This is a genomic window from Halorubrum vacuolatum (assembly GCF_900188065.1).
Lineage (GTDB): Archaea > Halobacteriota > Halobacteria > Halobacteriales > Haloferacaceae > Halorubrum > Halorubrum vacuolatum.
Window position 1 is genome coordinate 1 of sequence record NZ_FZNQ01000002.1, and the last position, 17882, is coordinate 17882.

17 protein-coding genes, 1 tRNA gene and 1 other RNA gene are annotated in these 17882 nt (G+C 65.7%); 12 read left to right on the top strand and 7 right to left on the bottom strand.

Annotation, left to right across the window (positions count from 1 at the left end):
• Positions 1-108 precede the first annotated feature (108 nt).
• Positions 109-1011: a hypothetical protein gene (locus CHB65_RS02405; RefSeq protein ID WP_143420336.1), complete on the bottom strand. Its 903-nt coding sequence runs from the start codon at positions 1009-1011 to the stop codon at positions 109-111.
• A 160-nt stretch (positions 1012-1171) separates the two neighbouring features.
• Between CHB65_RS02405 and cdd the strand changes: the two genes are divergently transcribed.
• Positions 1172-1576, top strand: a complete 405-nt coding sequence (gene cdd, locus CHB65_RS02410; RefSeq protein WP_089383473.1) for a cytidine deaminase — start codon at positions 1172-1174, stop codon at positions 1574-1576.
• A gap of 35 nt (positions 1577-1611) precedes the next feature.
• On the opposite strand, the gene CHB65_RS02415 is transcribed toward cdd, so the two are convergent.
• Positions 1612-2907, bottom strand: a complete 1296-nt coding sequence (locus tag CHB65_RS02415) for a response regulator (RefSeq protein ID WP_179213558.1) — start codon at positions 2905-2907, stop codon at positions 1612-1614.
• A gap of 158 nt (positions 2908-3065) precedes the next feature.
• Between CHB65_RS02415 and CHB65_RS02420 the strand changes: the two genes are divergently transcribed.
• The 3 genes from CHB65_RS02420 (at position 3066) to CHB65_RS02430 (ending at position 6022) form a co-directional block, all read left to right on the top strand.
• Positions 3066-3884, top strand: a complete 819-nt coding sequence (locus CHB65_RS02420; protein WP_089383475.1) for a nucleoside phosphorylase — start codon at positions 3066-3068, stop codon at positions 3882-3884.
• 168 nt (positions 3885-4052) lie between these two features.
• The gene (locus CHB65_RS02425; protein WP_089383476.1) at positions 4053-5234 is read left to right on the top strand and encodes an NAD(P)/FAD-dependent oxidoreductase; all 1182 of its coding nucleotides are present in this window, start codon (positions 4053-4055) and stop codon (positions 5232-5234) included.
• A 68-nt stretch (positions 5235-5302) separates the two neighbouring features.
• Positions 5303-6022, top strand: coding sequence for a class I SAM-dependent methyltransferase (locus CHB65_RS02430; RefSeq protein WP_089383477.1), 720 nt, complete (start codon positions 5303-5305; stop codon positions 6020-6022).
• Positions 6023-6070: 48 nt separating this feature from the next.
• On the opposite strand, the gene CHB65_RS02435 is transcribed toward CHB65_RS02430, so the two are convergent.
• Positions 6071-6307, bottom strand: a complete 237-nt coding sequence (locus CHB65_RS02435) for a CDGSH iron-sulfur domain-containing protein (RefSeq protein ID WP_089383478.1) — start codon at positions 6305-6307, stop codon at positions 6071-6073.
• Positions 6308-6520: 213 nt separating this feature from the next.
• Between CHB65_RS02435 and msrB the strand changes: the two genes are divergently transcribed.
• The 5 genes from msrB to CHB65_RS17245 all read left to right on the top strand — a co-directional run bounded on the left by msrB (position 6521) and on the right by CHB65_RS17245 (position 10634).
• Positions 6521-6943, top strand: coding sequence for a peptide-methionine (R)-S-oxide reductase MsrB (msrB, locus tag CHB65_RS02440; protein ID WP_089383479.1), 423 nt, complete (start codon positions 6521-6523; stop codon positions 6941-6943).
• Positions 6944-7018: 75 nt separating this feature from the next.
• Entirely contained in the window at positions 7019-7432 is a 414-nt protein-coding gene (locus CHB65_RS02445; RefSeq protein WP_089383480.1) for a DUF7548 family protein, read from the top strand.
• A gap of 77 nt (positions 7433-7509) precedes the next feature.
• An RNA gene (gene ffs / locus CHB65_RS02450) (signal recognition particle sRNA) lies at positions 7510-7821 on the top strand.
• Positions 7822-8023: 202 nt separating this feature from the next.
• Positions 8024-10420, top strand: coding sequence for an ATP-dependent DNA helicase (locus tag CHB65_RS02455; RefSeq protein WP_089383481.1), 2397 nt, complete (start codon positions 8024-8026; stop codon positions 10418-10420).
• A gap of 61 nt (positions 10421-10481) precedes the next feature.
• On the top strand, positions 10482-10634 hold the full coding sequence (locus CHB65_RS17245; protein ID WP_179213559.1) for a hypothetical protein: 153 nt from the start codon (positions 10482-10484) through the stop codon (positions 10632-10634).
• Positions 10635-10664: 30 nt separating this feature from the next.
• Here CHB65_RS17245 and CHB65_RS02460 read toward each other — a convergent pair whose 3' ends face one another.
• Positions 10665-11726 (bottom strand): pyridoxal-phosphate-dependent aminotransferase family protein, encoded by a 1062-nt coding sequence (locus tag CHB65_RS02460; RefSeq protein ID WP_089383482.1) that lies wholly within the window; start codon positions 11724-11726, stop codon positions 10665-10667.
• Positions 11727-11821: 95 nt separating this feature from the next.
• On the opposite strand from CHB65_RS02460, the gene CHB65_RS02465 reads away from it, so the two are divergent.
• Positions 11822-12574 carry a competence/damage-inducible protein A gene (locus CHB65_RS02465; protein ID WP_089383483.1) on the top strand — a complete coding sequence of 251 codons (753 nt, stop codon included), beginning with the start codon at positions 11822-11824 and terminating at the stop codon, positions 12572-12574.
• A gap of 63 nt (positions 12575-12637) precedes the next feature.
• Here the strand turns inward: CHB65_RS02465 and CHB65_RS02470 are convergent, their stop codons facing one another.
• Complete coding sequence (locus CHB65_RS02470; protein ID WP_089383484.1) at positions 12638-13843, bottom strand: MFS transporter; 1206 nt, start codon at positions 13841-13843, stop codon at positions 12638-12640.
• Positions 13844-13920: 77 nt separating this feature from the next.
• On the opposite strand from CHB65_RS02470, the gene CHB65_RS02475 reads away from it, so the two are divergent.
• Positions 13921-15309, top strand: a complete 1389-nt coding sequence (locus tag CHB65_RS02475) for an NAD(P)/FAD-dependent oxidoreductase (protein WP_089383485.1) — start codon at positions 13921-13923, stop codon at positions 15307-15309.
• A gap of 34 nt (positions 15310-15343) precedes the next feature.
• On the opposite strand, the gene CHB65_RS02480 is transcribed toward CHB65_RS02475, so the two are convergent.
• Positions 15344-16453 carry a M24 family metallopeptidase gene (locus CHB65_RS02480; RefSeq protein ID WP_089383486.1) on the bottom strand — a complete coding sequence of 370 codons (1110 nt, stop codon included), beginning with the start codon at positions 16451-16453 and terminating at the stop codon, positions 15344-15346.
• Positions 16454-16619: 166 nt separating this feature from the next.
• Between CHB65_RS02480 and CHB65_RS02485 the strand changes: the two genes are divergently transcribed.
• Positions 16620-16694 (top strand) — tRNA-Val (locus CHB65_RS02485).
• A gap of 218 nt (positions 16695-16912) precedes the next feature.
• Here CHB65_RS02485 and CHB65_RS02490 read toward each other — a convergent pair.
• Positions 16913-17650, bottom strand: a complete 738-nt coding sequence (locus tag CHB65_RS02490; RefSeq protein ID WP_179213560.1) for a helix-turn-helix domain-containing protein — start codon at positions 17648-17650, stop codon at positions 16913-16915.
• Positions 17651-17882 lie beyond the last annotated feature (232 nt).

Genomic DNA, 17882 nt, shown 5'->3' on the forward strand with positions numbered 1-17882 from the left:
AATATCCAGCAGTGCCATCGAGTGTGGTTAGTGGAGGCGTTGTCGGCTGTATCCCCGCCCTGAAGGGCGGGGTTTTAGCCTTGCAACTTCCATAAACACGGCGTTCGCTCACCCATCGTGTCGGCCGTCATCGTCGTCCTCCCGGAAGACAGCCGTTTCGGATTCCAGATCCTCGGGCGCAGGCGAGCGGCCGAGCATCTCGCGGAGGGTCATGAGCCCACGGCGCCGGGTCGTTCCCTTCGAGAGGCGAACCCCCGGGAAGGTCCGGTCGGGTCGTTCCTCGGCGACACCGAGGTGGTCCATGTGGTAGGTGAGCCACAGGAAGCCGAGCGAGAGCGCGCTCAACCCGATGAAGATCACCCAGGACGCCAGTGGTGGAACCCGAAGCGCGGCGATCACGACCCCGACGACGACGTAGACGAAGGCGACGAACACCGAGAGCACCGTGACCGTGACGAGCATATCGTTGACGGCCGTCATCCGGGCGTTGTAGTCGATCCACCCGGCGTAGCTCCTCAGCAATCGCTCCTCGAAGGTCGTGTCCGTCGAGGGGGCGCCCGAACCGTCCGAGCCGTTGGAGCCTCCGGGGCCACCGGCGTCGACATCGGCGTTTCCGACGCCGTCGATGCCGTTACGGGCTCGTTCCTCGGCGATCGCCAGTTCGATCTCGTCGGCGGCCGTGCCGATCCCACCTCGAAGGTTTGAGGAGGTGTACGTGACGGACGCCAACCCGGTCGAGACGAGGAGCAGGACGCCGCCGGCGACCGTGAACGAATTGATAAACAGGCCGACCTCGAGGTCGGTCTGTGTCAGGACCGAGCCGCCGGTGACGACGATGCCGATGAGCAGCAGGTTCGCTTTGAGGATCTCGATCGCCTTGCTGTCGATCTCCCGCAGGCGCTCCACCTGATACTGGAAGGTCGCCCGTAGCTCCTCGTGAGCGAGGTCGAGCGTGTCCGATCCCTCCCCGCCCATTGGTTCCTCGGAGCGGACTCCGTGATCGGTTCCCATGACTCCGCGATACCCGGAGCGGCGTCCTAAGCCTATCGACGACGTGAACGAATCGAAGGTGGTTCTCGTCGGGGGTGAACGAATCGAAGGCGGTTCTCGTCGGGGTGGACGTCGCGCCCGCGACCCGGCCGCTTATGAACTCCGCCGCCGAGTTCCGCGCATGGATCCGCTCATCGAGGCCGCCCGTGACGCGCTCTCGAACGCGTACGTCCCGTATTCCGAGTATCGCGTTGGGGCCGCCGTCGAAACCGCCGACGGTACGGTTTATACGGGCTGTAACCTGGAGAACGCCAACTACTCCAATAGCCTGCACGCCGAGGAGGTCGCCATCGCCGAAGCGGTAAAAAACGGCCACGACTCCTTCGACCGGGTCGCCGTCGCCTCCGACGCCCGCGACGGGGTCACCCCCTGTGGGATGTGTCGACAGACGCTCGCGGAGTTCGCCGACGGCGACCTCCTCGTGATCTGTGATGAGGGCGACGGCGAGGTCAGCGACTATCGCCTCGATGAACTCCTTCCGAACGCCATCTCGCTGCGGACGCTCGAGGACGCCTCGGACGGCTGATCGAAACAAAACGGGACGTCGACAGGACGGGACGATCAGCTCCGCCGAGTCGCCGGGCGCTTCGTTCCCGCCTGCAGCTCCGCTTGTAAGGACGCGATCCGTTCGTTTCGCTCGACGAGCAACCGCTCACGGTCGATCCGATCCAGCGCGGTCCCGGCGCGGTCGGCCAGGAGTTCGACCAGTTCGACATCCGACTCATCGGGAACTGTCCGCTCCGTCGAGACCACCTGTACGACTCCATCGTCACCGAGCGGAACGCTGATCGTGAACGGGGCAGCCACATCGGCGTCCGGGACGGGTCGATCCTCCCCACCTCGCCGTGCCCTCCCGTGGCGACGCGACGCTGCCGCGGCCGTCTCATCGAAGGCAACGGCGTCGTCGCTCGCGGACCCGCCGAGCGAACGGGCCACCGAAACGAGTCGGCCCTCCTCGGAGGTGAACACGGCACACCCGTCGAAGCCGAGCTCGGCTGTCGCGAGGTCCGTGACCGTCCGGTACACGGCCGCCGCCGTCTCACGATCGCTGAATCTCGATCCCTCCCGGAGGAGCCGCCGGAACCGGCGTCGATGCCGTTCCCGATAACTGACGTCCCGGACGAAGATCGCGAGTCCGTCAGGGGAGGGGCGTACACGCGCCTCGATCCACCGACCCGGCTCGCCCTTCGCCTCCGGGCGGCCAACCACCTCGGTCGGCTCGTCGTTGGCCATCGCGAACCGGTACGCCGTGAGGAACGGGTTGTCCTCGGGATCATCGACGATCCCCGCGGCCAGATCGAGGAAGTTCTCACCGAGAAGTGCCTCCCGGTCCCCGTTTTCGGCACCGAAAACCTCCGCAGTCCTGTCGTTGAGGTCGACGATCGTCCAGTCGCGATCGAGAAAGAGGAAGCGCTCAGTCGTGTGCCGGAGGATCCGGGATTGTCGCCGGGTCAGGGCAGTCGCCTCCCGCCTGGTGCGGTAGTGATCGATCGCGCTCCGCAGCCGATTGGCGAGGAGGTCGTAGTGATCCGAGGTGCCACCCTTTCGGACGTAATCGGTGACGCCCGCTGAGATGGCCTCGCTGGCGACCGCCTCGCTGCCGCGGGAGGTGTATAACACGACCGGGAGGTCAGCGGCGGTCGACCGGATCCCCTCGAGAAGCTCGATCCCGTCGAGCGGAGACATGTCGTAGTCGGTAAGCACGCAGTGGACGTTCCCGAAGCCCTCCAGATCAGTGAGGACGGCGCTCGCATCCGTGGTCGTCTCGATGGCGACGTCGTCCAATCGACGGTCGAGCTGCGCCTCGACGAGCTCTAAGAAGGCAGGATCATCGTCGACGTAGAGGAGAACTGCCATACGTGAGCCGGATTTTGCGATCGGTAACTTAGCTCTTGCGGCCTCGTCGTCACGGATGATACCGTCCCTCATGGCTCGGAAGACCGCTCTTCGGGAAGACACCGTGGCTGAAATCGAGTCGGCCATATATAAACCGAAGCGGGCAGAAGACGGGACATATGCCCGGAGATAGTGAAGACCCGAACGCGGAGGTTCAGTATCACGTGGCGGTCGGACCCGGCGACGTCGCCGACGCGGTGCTGCTTCCAGGCGATCCCGATCGCGTCGACAAGGTGACCGCGCTCTGGGAGGATCACGAGGAGGTCGCCCACCATCGGGAGTACCGGACGGCCACCGGAACGTACGACGGCGCGCCGGTGTCCGTGACCTCGACCGGGATCGGGTCGCCGTCGGCGACGATCGCGGTGGAGGAACTGGCTCGCGTGGGCGTCGAGACGTTCATTCGGGTCGGATCCTGCGGGGCGATCCAACCGGACATGGCCGTCGGCGACCTCGTGATCACGACCGGCGCCGTCAGACAGGAGGGAACGAGCGACGAGTACGTCCGCGAGGACTATCCGGCCACGGCGGACGGCGAGGTCGTCTCCGCGCTCGTGGCCGCCGCCGAACGGCTCGGCTACGACTATCACGTCGGGGTCACGATGAGCGCCGACTCCTTTTATGCGGGACAGGGTCGGCCGGGCTTCGGCGGCTTCGAGGCCGCCGGCTCCGATGCGCTCATCGAGGAACTACAGGCGGCGAACGTGAAGAACGTCGAGATGGAGGCCGCCGCCATCCTCACCGTCGCGAGCCTCTATGGCCTTCGAGCGGGAGCCGTCTGTTCGGTGTATGCGAACCGTGTCACCGGTGAGTTCCGCACCGAAGGTGCGTCGCGGGCGGCCGAAACCGCCAGCCTCGCCGTGAAGCTGCTCGCACGGATGGACGAGGTGAAACGGGAGGCCGGCGTCGATCGGTGGCACGCCGGCCTCACGATCTGATGCGGAAGCACCGACGGATCGACCCGATCGATTTATCTTACGAGATCCCCTGCGGCGGGTAGATCGCATCCCGCAATCGGGATGAGTCCCCTTTTCGAGAGGCCATCGGTCCGGTTCGACGGGACGCCTTTCAAAGCGCCTTTATCTGCTGACTCCCGACCGAAGAGCATGACTACTCAGGTCGTCGTCGTCGGTTCCGGGTACGCCGGCGCCGGGGCGGTGAAGGCGTTCGAAGACGAGGTGGGCGAGGGTGAAGCCGAGTTGACGTGGGTCGCCGAACACGACTATCACCTCGTGTTACATGAGGTCCATCGGGTGATCCGAAATCCCGCCGTCGAATCGAAGATCACGATCCCCGTCGAGGAGATAACGTCCCCCGACACCGACTTCGTGCAGGGTCGTGTCGTCGACGTCGACACCGACGGTCGAACGGTCGAGACCGATGACGGCACGACCGTCGAGTACGACTACCTGCTCATCGCGGTCGGCTCCTCGACCGCCTTCTTCGGTATCGACGGGCTCGCCGAAAACGCCCATCAGCTGAAGGGACTTGCGGATGCGAAGGCGATCCACGAGGACGTACGCGAGGCGGTGGCCGCGGCGACCCAATCGGCTCCCGCGCGCGTCGTCGTCGGCGGCGCCGGACTCTCGGGCATCCAGACGGCCGGGGAGGTCGCCGAATACCGTGACAAACACCGAGCGCCGATCGAGATCACCCTGATCGAGGGAATGGACGAGATCTTCCCGGGACAGGATCCGGAGATCCAGGGCGCGCTCCGAAAGCGGCTCGTCGAGGCCGACGTGGAGATCCTCACGGGCGAGTTCATCTCCCGGGCCGACGCAGAACGCGTCTATCTCGGCGGTGGGGAGGACGAGGAGCCCAGCGAAGTCGAATACGACGTGCTGATCTGGACTGGCGGGATCACCGGCCAAGAGGAGCTCGACGGCGTGGAACTCGAAAAGGACGAGCGGTCGAACCGGGTCTATGCCGGGTCTGATTTCACGACGAGCGACGAGCGCGTCTTCGCCATCGGCGACACCGCATTGGTCGATCAGGGCGACAGCGACGTCGCCCCCCCGACCGCACAGGCCGCATGGCAAGCCGCGGAGGTCGCCGGGGAGAACCTCGCGCGGGCCGCCCGCGGTGCGCCACTACGGTCCTGGCGTTTCAAGGATAAAGGAACCGTCGTCTCCGTCGGCAACAAGGCGGTCGCACACGATGTTGTCGGGATGCCGATCACGACCTTCGGCGGGGTACCCGCCAAACTGTTGAAAAAGGCGATCGCCACGCGCTGGATCGCGAAGGTCTCTTCGACCGGTCGAGGGATCGACGCCTTCGGCGACATGTGACCGTCGGTTGAGCCCCGGTGGCACGCCCCCCACGTGCGCTTTTGTATATCTGTCCCGATCGCATGGATATGACCGACGCGTTCGGCCGCGCGATCCGCGATCACTATCACGGAAGGCGGAGTGAACCCCTCCTTCACCACGATGGGCGCGAGACGGTCGAACATCCGATCGAGTCCTACTATTTCACCGAGTTCGACCCCGAAAGCGATCTACACGGGTGGATGACGAAATGGCTCCAAGGGCCTCTGGTTGACCTCGGTGCTGGAACCGGGAGACACGCGCTGTATTTCCAAAACCGGTTCGAGACGGTCGCGCTCGAACCGAGCCCGGCGCTCGTAGAGACCATGCGGGATCGCGGCGTGTACGACGCCCGCAAGGGGGATATGTTCGCGCTCCGGGAGACCTTCGGGCGTGACCGGTTTCGATCGGCGCTGTCGAACGGGACACAGCTGGGGCTGGCTGGGTCGATGGAAGGACTGTCGGCGTTCCTCGGCGACCTCGCATACGTCACCGCCCCCGATGCGACCGCCGTCCTCGACTGTTATGACCCCGATCACGACGCGACCCGCGACCTCCTCGGCTATCGTCACGACCCAACGCCGGGGCTTGCACATCGCGTGATGTACTTCGAGTACGACGGCGAGCGCGACCCGATCTTACAGCTCCGGCTGTTCAGCCCGGACCGGCTGCGCGAGGCGGCGATCGGCACCGGCTGGTCGGTCGCGGAGGTCGTCCGCGGGAAGGCGGGAAGCGAATACCACTACCGAGCCGCGCTCGAGAAACGGTGAACTGGACGCCGGCGACGACGTCGATGGCGACATCGACGCCGGACGCCGTCACTCCTCGACGTAGGTGATCTCGGCGATCTCCCGTCGCGAGCCGTCCGCGTCGTCGTTCTCGTATTTATATAAGGCGTCGGCATCCTCGTCGGCCGTGGCGTTGTGTGAGCCGTCGCAGAACGGTTTGTTCTTCGAGAGCCCACAGCGACAGACGTAGATCGCGCCGTCATCGCCCATGTCCGACTCGTCGAGCCGTTGCGGCCCCTTCGCTTCGTGGGTTACCTCGCGTGGCATACACATACATGATCGCGGGGACAGCTAAAATACGTGGGTGGTCAAAGTCGGCTGGTGGGACCACTTCCGAATCAGTACCGCTCTCGCCGATGTCATGCCAGCTCTCGCCGATGCCACACCCGCTGTCGGCACAACCTTCACACCCGCTGTCGGCACAACCTTCACACCCGCTGTCGGCACAACCGCCTTATCCGTGCGGTCCGAACGGGAAACATGAGCGAGAGCGACCCTGCAGAGCCCGCAGATCCCGCCGAACTCACCGACGAGCAGTGGCGCGAGCGACTGACCGACGAGGAATACCGCATCCTTCGTGAAAGCGGAACTGAGGCCCGTTTCTCCGGTAAGTACGTGAATCACAAGGCGGACGGGATTTACCGCTGTGCGGCGTGCAACGCGGTGCTTTTCGACGCCGAAACCAAGTACGAGTCCGGCTGCGGGTGGCCCGCGTTTTATGCCGCCGAGGACGGGGCGGTGACGACGGCGCTCGATACGAGCCACGGGATGCGGCGGACGGAAGTGAAGTGTGCGAGCTGTGATTCACACCTCGGACACGTCTTCGACGACGGCCCGCAACCGACCGGCAAGCGATTCTGTATCAACTCCGTCGCGATGGCGTTCGAGGAAACCGAGGAGTAAGGTCGGCGTCGGGGTTGACACCGGATCCGGGACGGATCCGTTCCTTTTACCGCCCCGCGTGCGGAGGTTTCGGTCATGAACGTCCGCAAGGTCTCCCGGACGGTCGGGGTCGCCACCGCCATCGTCACGGTGATCGTTCTGGCCGCGCCGTACGCGGTCATCTCCGGCCACGAAAACCTGCTCATCTCGTACTATTCCGCGGGCCCGATCGGCGCCGGCGGGATCGGCCTCTTCGCGTTGATGGGTGCGGTCGTCCTCGCGTCCATCGAGCAGGGGAACGTCGACCCGGGAACCCTCGCCGGGGTCGCCGTCGTGCTCTCGATCGCGACGACGGTCGCCGCGCTGCTCTGGTATCTCACCATCGACCCGAACGTGCTCTTCAGCTTCCCGCCGGAGTATCAGTGGCTCGAGTGGCATGCGCCCGCGGTGCTCGCCGTCTCGCTCCCGCTGCCCGCCTGTGCGGGGCTCTACGCACGGGAGTTGCTGTAGCGGCGGCGACTTCGCTTCCTCCATTACCGCCGCCGGGACGGTAGCGAAAGGCCCTTAAGTCGAACCCGAATAGGTCAGGATGGACTAGGTCGGGCGGTTAGGCCCCGCTCGTAACCCGTGAGGGAGTCTTTAGCGGGGACCGAACACCGGGCACGTCCGGTCAGACCGGGACGGGCCTCGGGAGCCAACGTGGAAGCCTCGTCCGCCGGGGACAGCGGTCCACGGCGCCCGCCCGCAGGGGCGGTCCGTCGTGGTTCGCCGGCGACACCGGGTCAGGCGCGGAAGCGAGCAGCCCACCGTCGGACGCCAGTCGCTCGTCGGGTCGCGGGGTGGAGAAGGCAACCGGGATACCCCGTTCCGGAACGCCGGGCAACCCCGGTCGTCCACCATTCATATGCGTCATCGCGCACGTCGCTTTCGACCCCACAGCGAATGCTGCCCGTAACCTGCCGTCGGCGCTGACAGCACGGAAGAACCCCGAACGACGACCGGCGGCGTTCGTGTGGTCCCATTCGATCACCCGACCGGGATGACGCCGTGAAACGCCGCCGCTCTCAAGGCTTAAATTCGGTGGCGCACAATCCCGCCACAGTGACCGATTCCCCGCCGTGGGCCGACGTGTTCGGCCATGAAGATCCCTACCCCGAACAGGCCGACGGGATAGCTGCCGCCATCGACGTCGCCGAGGAGGGCGGCTTCCTCGTGCTTGAGGGTGCCTGCGGGACCGGAAAGACGATGCTCGCGTTGACCGCCGGGCTCGACCGCGTTCGCGATCCGGACTCCCCGTTCGAGCGCGTCCTCGTGCTCACGAGCGTCAAGCAACAGCTCCGACAGTTCGAGACCGACCTCGGGACGATAAACGCGAACCTGCCCGACGGGTACGATCCGATCTCCGGGCTCACGCTCGTCGGTAAAGCCGATGTCTGCCCGTACGCCCGCGAGAACCGCGGCGGGATCGACGCCGAGAACGTCTACGAGCGGTGTGAGGGGCTCCGTGAGCGCACCCGATCGCTCGTCGGCGAGGGCGGTGTCACCACCACGTCCAACCTGGTGAGCGAGGCGCGTGGGCAACAGGTCGGCCTGCTCGATTCGGGAGCGGATACCGCGTCGGCCTCCTATCTCACCGTCGATGGCGAACCGACTCCATATCGCCCGGAGACCGAGGAGTTCCGTGACACGGAGTTCTGTCCGTTTTACGCCGGCTTTCTCGATGACCTCCCGGAGGACGGAGATCCCTTGGAGGCCGTTCCGGTCGACCTCAGCGACGTCGGACACCTCGGGCCGACCGAGCTGGTCCGGCTCGCGGCCGGCCGCGGCTCCTGTCCACATTCGGTGATGGGGGCGCTCGTGCCGGAAGTCGAGGTCGTCATCGGGAACTACTACCACGCCTTTGACCCCGTGACGACATCGACGTTCACCGGTGCGTTGCTCGATGAATCGACGTTCCTCGTCTGTGATGAAGCGCACATGCTTGAGCCGCGCGTGCGCGACCTCGTGAGCGATGCGATCGCGGACACGAGCCTCCGGGATGCGACGACGGAGCTTACCCGAGTCATTCAGCCGGTCACCTTCGAGGAGGACGGTGCGGACGCGGGGGAGGACGCGGACCTCGTTCGTGGCGAACTCGCCGAGACCGACGTGACGGTCGAGGAGATCGAAGAGTTCAGGGAGTTCTGTCACGACCTTCGAGCGGAACTCGACCGGCGCATCACCGACCATCTCGACCGGGAGCGTCCGGACTGGCGGGTATCGATGGACTCCCTTGAGGACGTGGAGATCCCGCTTCGGGACCCCGAAGAACCGGCCGAGGACGCGATCACGGCGTGGGCGCGCCGTGCGGGATACGGCGACCGCGTCTGGGCGCGTGCCGCGACCGTCGGCGCGGTCGCCGGACGGATCTTGGACTCGCTTGAGGAGGAAGACAAAAAACGGGTCGCACCCGGCGTCGGTCGGACGCTCAACGCGTGGTATCGCGAGGGACACGAGGAGTTCTTCCGCGCCATCGACCTCGAACGGACCGTCGATGCGTCGGAACCGCCGGATTCCTGGCGACACGGCTACAACGCGAGCCTCGCGCTCTACAATTGCCTGCCGAGCGAACCGATCGGCGACCGGCTCGCGGAGTTCGGCGGCGGGGTGTTGATGAGCGCGACGCTTGAGCCGATGGACGTCTTCCGTGCGGTGACCGGGCTCGACCATCTCGAACGCGCCGGTCGGCCCGTCGAGGAGCGGACGTACGGCCTGACGTTTCCCGAATCGAACCGTGCGAGCTTCGCGGTCGACGTGCCCAAGTTCATCCACGATAACCGCGGACCTCCAGGTGAGCGGAACGGGACCCGGCTCGCGCATCTCGACGCGACGGCACGGATCGCCGCGCGTCCGGGGAACGTGCTCGTCGGAATGCCGAGCTACGCGGAGGCGACGTGGATGGCGGAGGCGTTGGGAGAACGGGTCGAAAAGCCCGTTCTGCTCGATGAATCCACCGGCGACCGTGCGACCGAGTCGTTAAAGGACGACTTCTTCGCCGGCGACGGAAAGGTGCTCGTCACCAGTCTCCGGGGGACGCTTACGGAGGGTGTGGACTATCGGGGCGACCGGCTCTCGGCGGCGGTGGTCTGTGGCGTGCCCATCATCAATACGGCCCGCCCACGAACCCGTGCGGTAATCACCGCCTACGACCGCCGCTTCGAGGACGGTTTCGAGACCGCGCTCACCGTCCCTGCGGTTCGAAAGGCCCGACAGGCGATCGGCCGGGTGATCCGTGGCCGTGAGGAACGAGGCGTCCGGGCCCTCCTCGATGCGAGATACGCCCGGGAGTCCTGGAACGGCGTGCGTGGGTACCTTCCGGAACACGAACGCGAGGAATTCACGCCGGTGAGCCCGGACATGCTCGAGGTCGCGCTGGATCGATTCGAGGCGATCTACCGGGAACCCCTAACGAATCGGCAGCCGTCGTCTGACCATCAAGGAGTGCCTGAAGATCGGTGAGCCGACGTTACCCCCACATCAAGCGGCGCATAACTAAGGTGTATGTACCGGACAGATACCTATGGTACAGGCCGACACCCACCACCGATATCACGTCGTTTGTCGCGAGTGCCGCACCGAGAAGGTGTTCGAATCCGCGGCCGCGGCGGAGTCGTTCACACGACGACACGCCGAGGCGACCGAACATATTGTGGTCTATGAACCCATCGAGTGATCCGGGAGCGCCTACGCCAGTGACGAGGGGCTACTCGGTCACCGCGGCGAACGCGTCCATCGTCTCCTCGACCCGGTCGAGACGTGCGGCGTGACCCATGTGTCCGATCCGAAGGATGTCGTTCGCGAGGTCACCGAGGCCCGTAGCGAGGGTGATGTCGTGCTCGTTCCGGATCCGACGCTGGACGTGCTCCGCCTCGCCCGGCAGGCGGAGGGCGGTGACGGTCGGCGAGCTTCGCTGCGGGTCGGGATAGAGCGGAACACCGATCTCGCCTGCACGCTCACGGCAGTAGTCGGCCACACGCTCGTGCCGTTCGTACGTTTCCTGGAGGCCCTCCTCGCGAAGCAGCGCGAGCGCCTCCCGGAGGGCGACCACGTTGGTCGTCAGATGGGTGTAGGGGAAGCCGTCGGTCGTGTGACGCCACGGGAGGAAGTTGGTGTACAGCGAGGTCGGCTCCCGCGCCTCCATCGCCTCCCACGTTCGATCGGAGATCGCGGCGGTGGTCAGGCCGGGCGGCGCGCTGAAACACTTCTGTGAGGCCCCGAGACAGACATCGATCCGGTCGGTCGGAACCGGAACACCGCCGGGCGAGGAGACGGCGTCGACGACCGTGAGGACCTCGTATTCCTCGAACAGGTCAAGCGCCGGGTCGAGGTCGTTGAGGGTCCCTGTCGGCGTCTCACAGTGGACCATCGTGGCGACCGTGAACGTCCCGTCCGCTAACGCCGCTTCGAGTTCCTGGATCGGAAGCGGTTCGTCGTATCCCGTCGTCACCAGTGTCGGCTCCCCACCGTACGATTCGACGAGGTCGGCGAAGCCGTCCCCGTAGAGTCCGTTCGAGAGACAGAGGACCTCCGTGCCGGGTTCGACGAGTGACGCGACGGCGGCTTCGAGCCCGAGGATCCCCTCGCCGCCGGGAACGACGACGTCGTGGGAGTCGGCGTCGGCGATCCCGTAAATCGCTTCCAGATCGGTCACCACATCGCCATAGATCCCCTGAAACCGTGGATCGACGTCCGGATTTATCAACTCCGCAGCCATCGCCTCGCGGACGGGTTCTGGGACCGCGGTCGGCCCCGGCGTCATGAGCATACCCGATGGGCGGGCCGGGAGGGTATATAAGGGACGGGTCGCCGTCGACGATCGGTTTCGGACGGGCTTTTATCGGTCGTACACGTTATCAGGGTATGCAGGTGGCGCTGATCACGGTCGGCGACGAGTTGCTCTCCGGCGACACGGTGAACACGAACGCGAACTGGCTTGCCGGACGGCTCGCGGAACGCGGCGCGCGGGTCGACAGGATCCTCTCGCTGCCCGACGATCGGGCGGTTATCGCCGACCACGTTCGCGAGTACGCCGACGGGTTCGACGCCGTCATCGTGACCGGCGGGATCGGCGGGACGCCGGATGACGTAACGATGGAAGCGGTCGCTGACGCCTTCGATCGGGGACTGGCTTCAACGGAGACGACGCGAGCCGCGGTGGAGGAGCGGCTCGCCGAGATCCGTGAGCGGGTCCCGAACCGTGACCTCGCGGTCGATACAGAAGCCGAGGCGGCGATCCCGACGGGAGCCCGTCCGCTTTTAAATGAAGCGGGGCTGGCCCCGGGCTGTGTCCTCGAGAACGTCTACGTGATGCCGGGGATCCCGGGGGAACTGAAGTCGATGTTCGACGGCGTCGCCGAGGAGTTCTCCGGCGATCGCACCTCGCGGTTTCTCTACACCGTCGAACCGGAGGCGAACATCATCCCGGCGTTGCGGGAGGCGATGGAGCGGTTCGACGTCGTCGTGGGTTGTTATCCGGACCGCGAAAAGCGACATAACCGGTTGAAGATCACGGCGACGGACGCGGAAACCGTCGAAGACGCGAGCGAGTGGTTGCTGGCGAACGTGAACGCGAGCGAGACGCCGGTGGCTCGCGACTGGGGCGGAGAGGAGTGACGGTTTTTATAAACACGAGCGACACCCGGTATAAAAACGGGCGATAGCGTTTATACGCACGCCTCAACGAGCGCGGAGCGAGAGGACGGCGGCGACGATCACACACACGGCCGCCGCGCCCGCAAGCGCAAGAAATAGCGCGGGTTCGCCCCCAAGCGTGAGCGCCGCGCCGCCGATCGAGGCCCCAAGCGCGCCGAACCCGAACGTCCCGAGATAGGTGTATCCGAAGGAGATGCCGTGGTGTTCAGCGGGGGCGTGCTCGGCGACGAGCGTCTGTGTGATGGGTGCAACCGCGTAGATGGTGAACCCGAGCAGCCCGCAGACCGCGAGTAACGGAATAACCCCGGCCGCACTCGCCGGGAGGAACCCAAGCGTCCCCACGATGACGGCGAGCAGGAGGGCGATGAGTATCCGGTCGGGTCGATGGCGGTCGCTCAGCCGACCGCCTGCGTACTGGCCGATCACGCCGACGAGCAGCAGCGCCGAGTAGGCGAACTGGTCGGCATCGATCGTCTCCCCGCCGACGGTCACGGGTTGAAAGACCGTTACTCGGGAGAGCACGTCCGGGAGGAACGTGAAGAACCCACGGTAGAAGATCCCGTAGGTCAACACGACCGCGAAGACGACGAGGAAGCCGCTCGTGAACAGCACGCGGGAGTCCGCGAGGAACTCACGCGGGGTGCTTACCGAGCTCGCCCGTTCGGCGTCGACCGCGGCCCGCTCGTCGAACGCCGAAAACGCGCCGACGAGCGGCACCGCAAGCGCGGGCAGGGCGAGCGCGAGCATCACGGGTCGCCAGTCGAAGACCGCGAGCGCGAGGAGGACCGCGAGTGGCCCGATCACCGTCCCGAGGCTCCCGGCCGCGCCGTGATAGCCGAGCACGGTGCCGCGTTGGTCGGCCCCCCGACTGATAAGGGCGAGCGCGGCGGGGTGGTAGATACTTGCGGCGACACCCCACGCGGCGAGGCCGACGAGCACCGCGGGCAACGTTCCCACGAGCGCCATCAGCGCGAGCGCGAGCCCCATGCCGCCCGCCGACAGCGAGACCAATCGGCGGGCGGGATAGCGGTCCGCCAACACGCCGGCGATGGGCGAGCCGACCCCGACCAGCCCGAACGCGACGCCGAGGGCGAGTCCCCATGCGAACGTCGAGAGATCGAAGACGGCGAGCCAGACGACGAGAAAGACCGGAATGGAGAGCTCGTGGCCGTGAAAGACGCCGTGGCCGACCATCGTGAATCGGGCGATGCCGCCGTCGTTGCCGTTCATCCCTTCGAGGATTCATTTCGGTCCATAAAAAACGCGAGGACCGTGAGATTAATACTAAGACGGAGACCTCTCGGGATATGGAACGAGTAGACGTCGCGATCGTGGGCGGCGGGCCCGGCGGAGCCGCCGCGGCACATGCGGCCGCGGAGGCCGGTGCCGACGCGCTCGTCCTCGAGAAGGGCGTTCCGCGGGCCGACCGTGAGGAGATCGGGCCGGACTCGACGGACGCTGCCGGCATCCTCGATTACTGGGTCGACATTATGGGGATCCATCCCGACGAGTTCGACGAGGGGGTCCTCCAGTGTAAGTTGAACCGCGCGGAGTTTCGGGGGCCCGACACGCAGGCGACGCTGTACTCGACGGGGATCGAGTCCTCCTACGACCACTTCGGCTACACTTTCCACCGCGCACGGTTCGACGACTGGATGCGGGAGCGGGCCGAGGACGCCGGTGCGGAGTATCGTGTCGGTGCGTCCGTCCGAGACGTACGGAGCGACCTCGACGTTCACCCGGACGGTTCGGAGCCACGACACGTCGTCGAACTCGCCTCCGGCGACGAGGTCGGCGCCGACTTCGTCGTCCTCGCGGACGGGCCACAGCGAACCGTCACGAACCGCGTGCTCGACCGGTTCCTTCCGGACGGCTCGAAGGCGTCGGAGCGGCTCGCGTCCCACGACGTCAACCATATCGCCTATCAGGAGTATCGCCGGGTGCCCGAGGAAGTCTATGAGGAGGTCGACGACGCCATCGTCTTCTGGTGGGGCGTAATGCCCGGCGAGACGGCTTATCCCTGGATCTTCCCGAATCAGGATCGCGTCTGCCGGATCGGGTTGACGATGCCCATCGGGCTCGACATCGACGACTTCGATCGGGAGGCGTATCACCTCCTCACGCCGGAGGACGAGTCCATTCCGAAGGGCTCGGAGTATATCCGCCGACTGCTCGAATGGCAGTACGGCGACGAGTACGACGTCGACGAGGCGTTCCCGCTCGTCGAGGATGCGGGCAAGCGTGGCGGAACGGAGACGTACGCGATCTCCTCGACACGGCCGATCGATTCGCCGACGAAAGCCGGGGTCGCCGTCGTCGGCGGCGCGATGGGAACGACCTCGGCGTTCCATGAGGGTGGCGACCACGTCGCCGTTCGGACGGGCGCGATCGCCGGCGAGTTGGCCGCCCGCGGCGACATGGCCGCGTACAACCGACGCTGGAAGGAGGCGATCGGCGACGAGATCGTTCGGAACGTGACGATGGCGGACGCCGTGGCCGACTACGACCCCGACGACTGGAACCGGATCATCGGCGCGGCGGACGCGATGCTCGCCGCCGAGACGGGCGACGGACTACTTTCACAGCCATACCGCTCCGGCTGGGAGTCGGCCAAGTTGCTGTTGACCTATAAGTGGCTCAAACGACGGACGAAACGGAACTACGTCGGCATCGACGAGGACGAATACGTCTACTGATCCGAGGTGGTGTTGCGTCTTTGGACTCGGTCGACTACCGAACAACGGGCGCGTGAAGCGCGAGTGGATCGCTCGGAACGCCCTCGAGATCGACCGGCGTCACTTCGTGGGTCGGCCATCGACCGGTCTTCGTGAGCGTCTCGATCCGATCGGCGGCGACGAGGTGGGTGTCCTCGCTTTTCGTTCCCTGCACCGTCGGGTTCCACGCATAGCCCATCGGCGTGTGGACGGGATCGGCTCCGTCGGGGGTGGCGATCCACTCCCGACCGGCGTACCCTGCCGCCCCACCCTGATGATGATGGGTCCATTCCTCGGGAAACCCGACCGCCTCGTACGCGGACCGGATCGCCGTGAAGACGTCGCCCGCGGTGTTTTCCCCGAGATCGCCACGGGCGGCCGCCTGCGTCGCGGCGAGCGCGGTGGCCTCGACGCGGGCCGCGGCTCGATGGCGTCGCTCGAACCACTCCGGCGGGTCGAAGGCCACGGTTCTGGTGAGCGAGGCGTATAACCCGTCGCGCTCGGCGGTGATCGATATCAGTGCGTAGTCGCCGAGCCGTGCATCGGTCGGGGTGTAGTGGCGGTACGTTTGAGCGCGTTCGGCCCCACCGACGAGCACGACGGGGGTGTTCACGTCCCGGGAGGCCAACGCGATCTGGATGCCCGCTTTAACCTCGTATTCGGGGTCATCGGGTTCGAGGTTGCGGCAGACCGTTTCGACCGCGATGGCGGCCTCACGGCCCAGTTCGCGATAGCGTTCGACATCGTCGTCGGTGAGTGGCTGTCGAAGTTCGGTCGGATCGATCGTCTCGAAACCCGGAACCGGAAAGTCGGCGGCGGCGGGCGTGGGCGATCGCGCAGCGACCGCCTCGGCGAGTGAGTCGGCGTACCACGGGAAGGCGTCGACGGTGACCGCCGACGGCAGCTCCTCCTCGGCGAGCCGGTCGGCCTCGATGCTGTCGGTCACCACTCGAAACGTGCCGTCATAGCCGGCGGCGGCGATCCCGATATCCGCGTCGGCATCAACGACGTTGTCGCCCCCGACGAGCCACGCGAACCCGTTGGGGCGGGCGAACCACACCGCCTCCAGCCCCCGCGAGGTGAGGTACTCATCGAGCCGATCGGCGCGGGCGGAGAGGTCGACCATATCGAGGTCTGTGAACGGGGTGGATAAAAACGGACGGAAGCGCCCGCGTGAAGCCTCGCACGGTCGACCGTCGCGGTGTGTGTGAGAAAATCACCACACGGGCCCCCGATCCGAAAGGTTCAATTACGTCCCACGGAAATCGATGAATGCGTAAGCAAGCCCACTCGGGTTGGTAGTCTAGTCCGGTTATGACACCTCCTTGACATGGAGGAGGCCGGCAGTTCAAATCTGCCCCAACCCACTTACTTCCACACTGTACATCACTGAGCAGCGCAACCACGATCCTCTTGTGGAGGCCGGCATCCGCACCGAGCGCAGCGAGGTGCGGGCTCGGACGGCTTGCCGTCCGGTGGGTCAAACCCGTCCCGGTCTGTTTTTTACCGAGATCACATTCCCCAAGCAGTGTGCGGAGACTGCCGTCGATGATCGAAGCGGAACAGCGAACGGGGGAGCCTGTCCCTAGGATTTGATGAGGAGCTGCTCACGCTCCGGTTGAGCGGACTCCTCCCCCACGAGTTCGGGTTGGGTGTCGCTCGTCGGCGGCTCATCGGTTTCGGTGGGGGTCTCCTGCACCGGGAGATCAGCAACAAAGCGCTTGACGAGTCGCTCCTCCGCACGGTGGAGCGTTTCGCTACACGTCGATTTGGCGATCCCGTACCGTTCGGCGAGTTCGGTGAGCGTACACTCACGTGGAGTATCGTAGTATCCGGCGTCCACCGCCTCCGTCAGGAGGTCGTGTTGTGTCTCGGTGAGCAGCCGGGTTGCGCCCTCGGAGCGGCTCACACAGTTCACATCGAATAAAACCCCCTCCCGCGCGAGTGCTCGGCCGAACGCCGAAAGGCGCTCCTGATCACAGAGGACCTCCACGGTCGTCCCCCCATCGATGACTTCGATGGGGAATTCCAAGGGAAGACCGGATGCATCTGCGGCGGCCACGAAGCGTGGCGGCTCCGCGGTGAGATTAAGCGTCACCTCGTGATCGGTCCGACCGACGACCGCCGCGGATTCGACCCCATCATGTCGTTCCAGTTCAGCGATTATCGCGTCGCCGTCGGCCGTAACGAGTGAGGCGAGCAGGTGGCTGGTCCCATTCCCGACGGCACCGCGCAAGCGGAACGCCGTCCGCGGATGCCGTCGAGAGATATCGCCGAGCCAGGTATCCTCCGGAACCGAGAGCCGGATCCGAACCCACGTCATCGTCGTCCTCCCCGTATCGTGCCGAGGGATCGCTGTGACCGAGCAATGCGTGTGTACACCATAGTCGATCATCGCGGTCCGTGACCCTCTGAGTAGCCCTTCACGCATCCAGATTTTTAAATCGACGGCCGGTCGGACCACCTTTGTGTACCTCGCTTCGCCGAAGATCCATCCCATGCGGTGAGCCAAGATCCGCGACATGGCGAACATCTTCGCTCCCGTTCTCATCCCG

Excerpts from the sequence above, each read along its gene's own strand:
- CHB65_RS02430 (WP_089383477.1), top strand. The coding sequence starts at position 5,303 with ATGACCGACGCGTTCGGCCGCGCGATCCGCGATCACTATCACGGAAGG.
- CHB65_RS02480 (WP_089383486.1), bottom strand. The coding sequence starts at position 16,453 with ATGGTCGACCTCTCCGCCCGCGCCGATCGGCTCGATGAGTACCTCACC.
- CHB65_RS02445 (WP_089383480.1), top strand. The coding sequence starts at position 7,019 with ATGAACGTCCGCAAGGTCTCCCGGACGGTCGGGGTCGCCACCGCCATC.
- CHB65_RS02465 (WP_089383483.1), top strand. The coding sequence starts at position 11,822 with ATGCAGGTGGCGCTGATCACGGTCGGCGACGAGTTGCTCTCCGGCGAC.
- CHB65_RS02435 (WP_089383478.1), bottom strand. The coding sequence starts at position 6,307 with ATGCCACGCGAGGTAACCCACGAAGCGAAGGGGCCGCAACGGCTCGAC.
- CHB65_RS02490 (WP_179213560.1), bottom strand. The coding sequence starts at position 17,650 with ATGACGTGGGTTCGGATCCGGCTCTCGGTTCCGGAGGATACCTGGCTC.
- cdd (WP_089383473.1), top strand. The coding sequence starts at position 1,172 with ATGGATCCGCTCATCGAGGCCGCCCGTGACGCGCTCTCGAACGCGTAC.
- CHB65_RS02425 (WP_089383476.1), top strand. The coding sequence starts at position 4,053 with ATGACTACTCAGGTCGTCGTCGTCGGTTCCGGGTACGCCGGCGCCGGG.
- CHB65_RS02405 (WP_143420336.1), bottom strand. The coding sequence starts at position 1,011 with ATGGGAACCGATCACGGAGTCCGCTCCGAGGAACCAATGGGCGGGGAG.
- CHB65_RS02475 (WP_089383485.1), top strand. The coding sequence starts at position 13,921 with ATGGAACGAGTAGACGTCGCGATCGTGGGCGGCGGGCCCGGCGGAGCC.
- CHB65_RS02420 (WP_089383475.1), top strand. The coding sequence starts at position 3,066 with ATGCCCGGAGATAGTGAAGACCCGAACGCGGAGGTTCAGTATCACGTG.
- CHB65_RS17245 (WP_179213559.1), top strand. The coding sequence starts at position 10,482 with ATGGTACAGGCCGACACCCACCACCGATATCACGTCGTTTGTCGCGAG.
- CHB65_RS02460 (WP_089383482.1), bottom strand. The coding sequence starts at position 11,726 with ATGCTCATGACGCCGGGGCCGACCGCGGTCCCAGAACCCGTCCGCGAG.
- CHB65_RS02470 (WP_089383484.1), bottom strand. The coding sequence starts at position 13,843 with ATGAACGGCAACGACGGCGGCATCGCCCGATTCACGATGGTCGGCCAC.
- msrB (WP_089383479.1), top strand. The coding sequence starts at position 6,521 with ATGAGCGAGAGCGACCCTGCAGAGCCCGCAGATCCCGCCGAACTCACC.
- CHB65_RS02415 (WP_179213558.1), bottom strand. The coding sequence starts at position 2,907 with ATGGCAGTTCTCCTCTACGTCGACGATGATCCTGCCTTCTTAGAGCTC.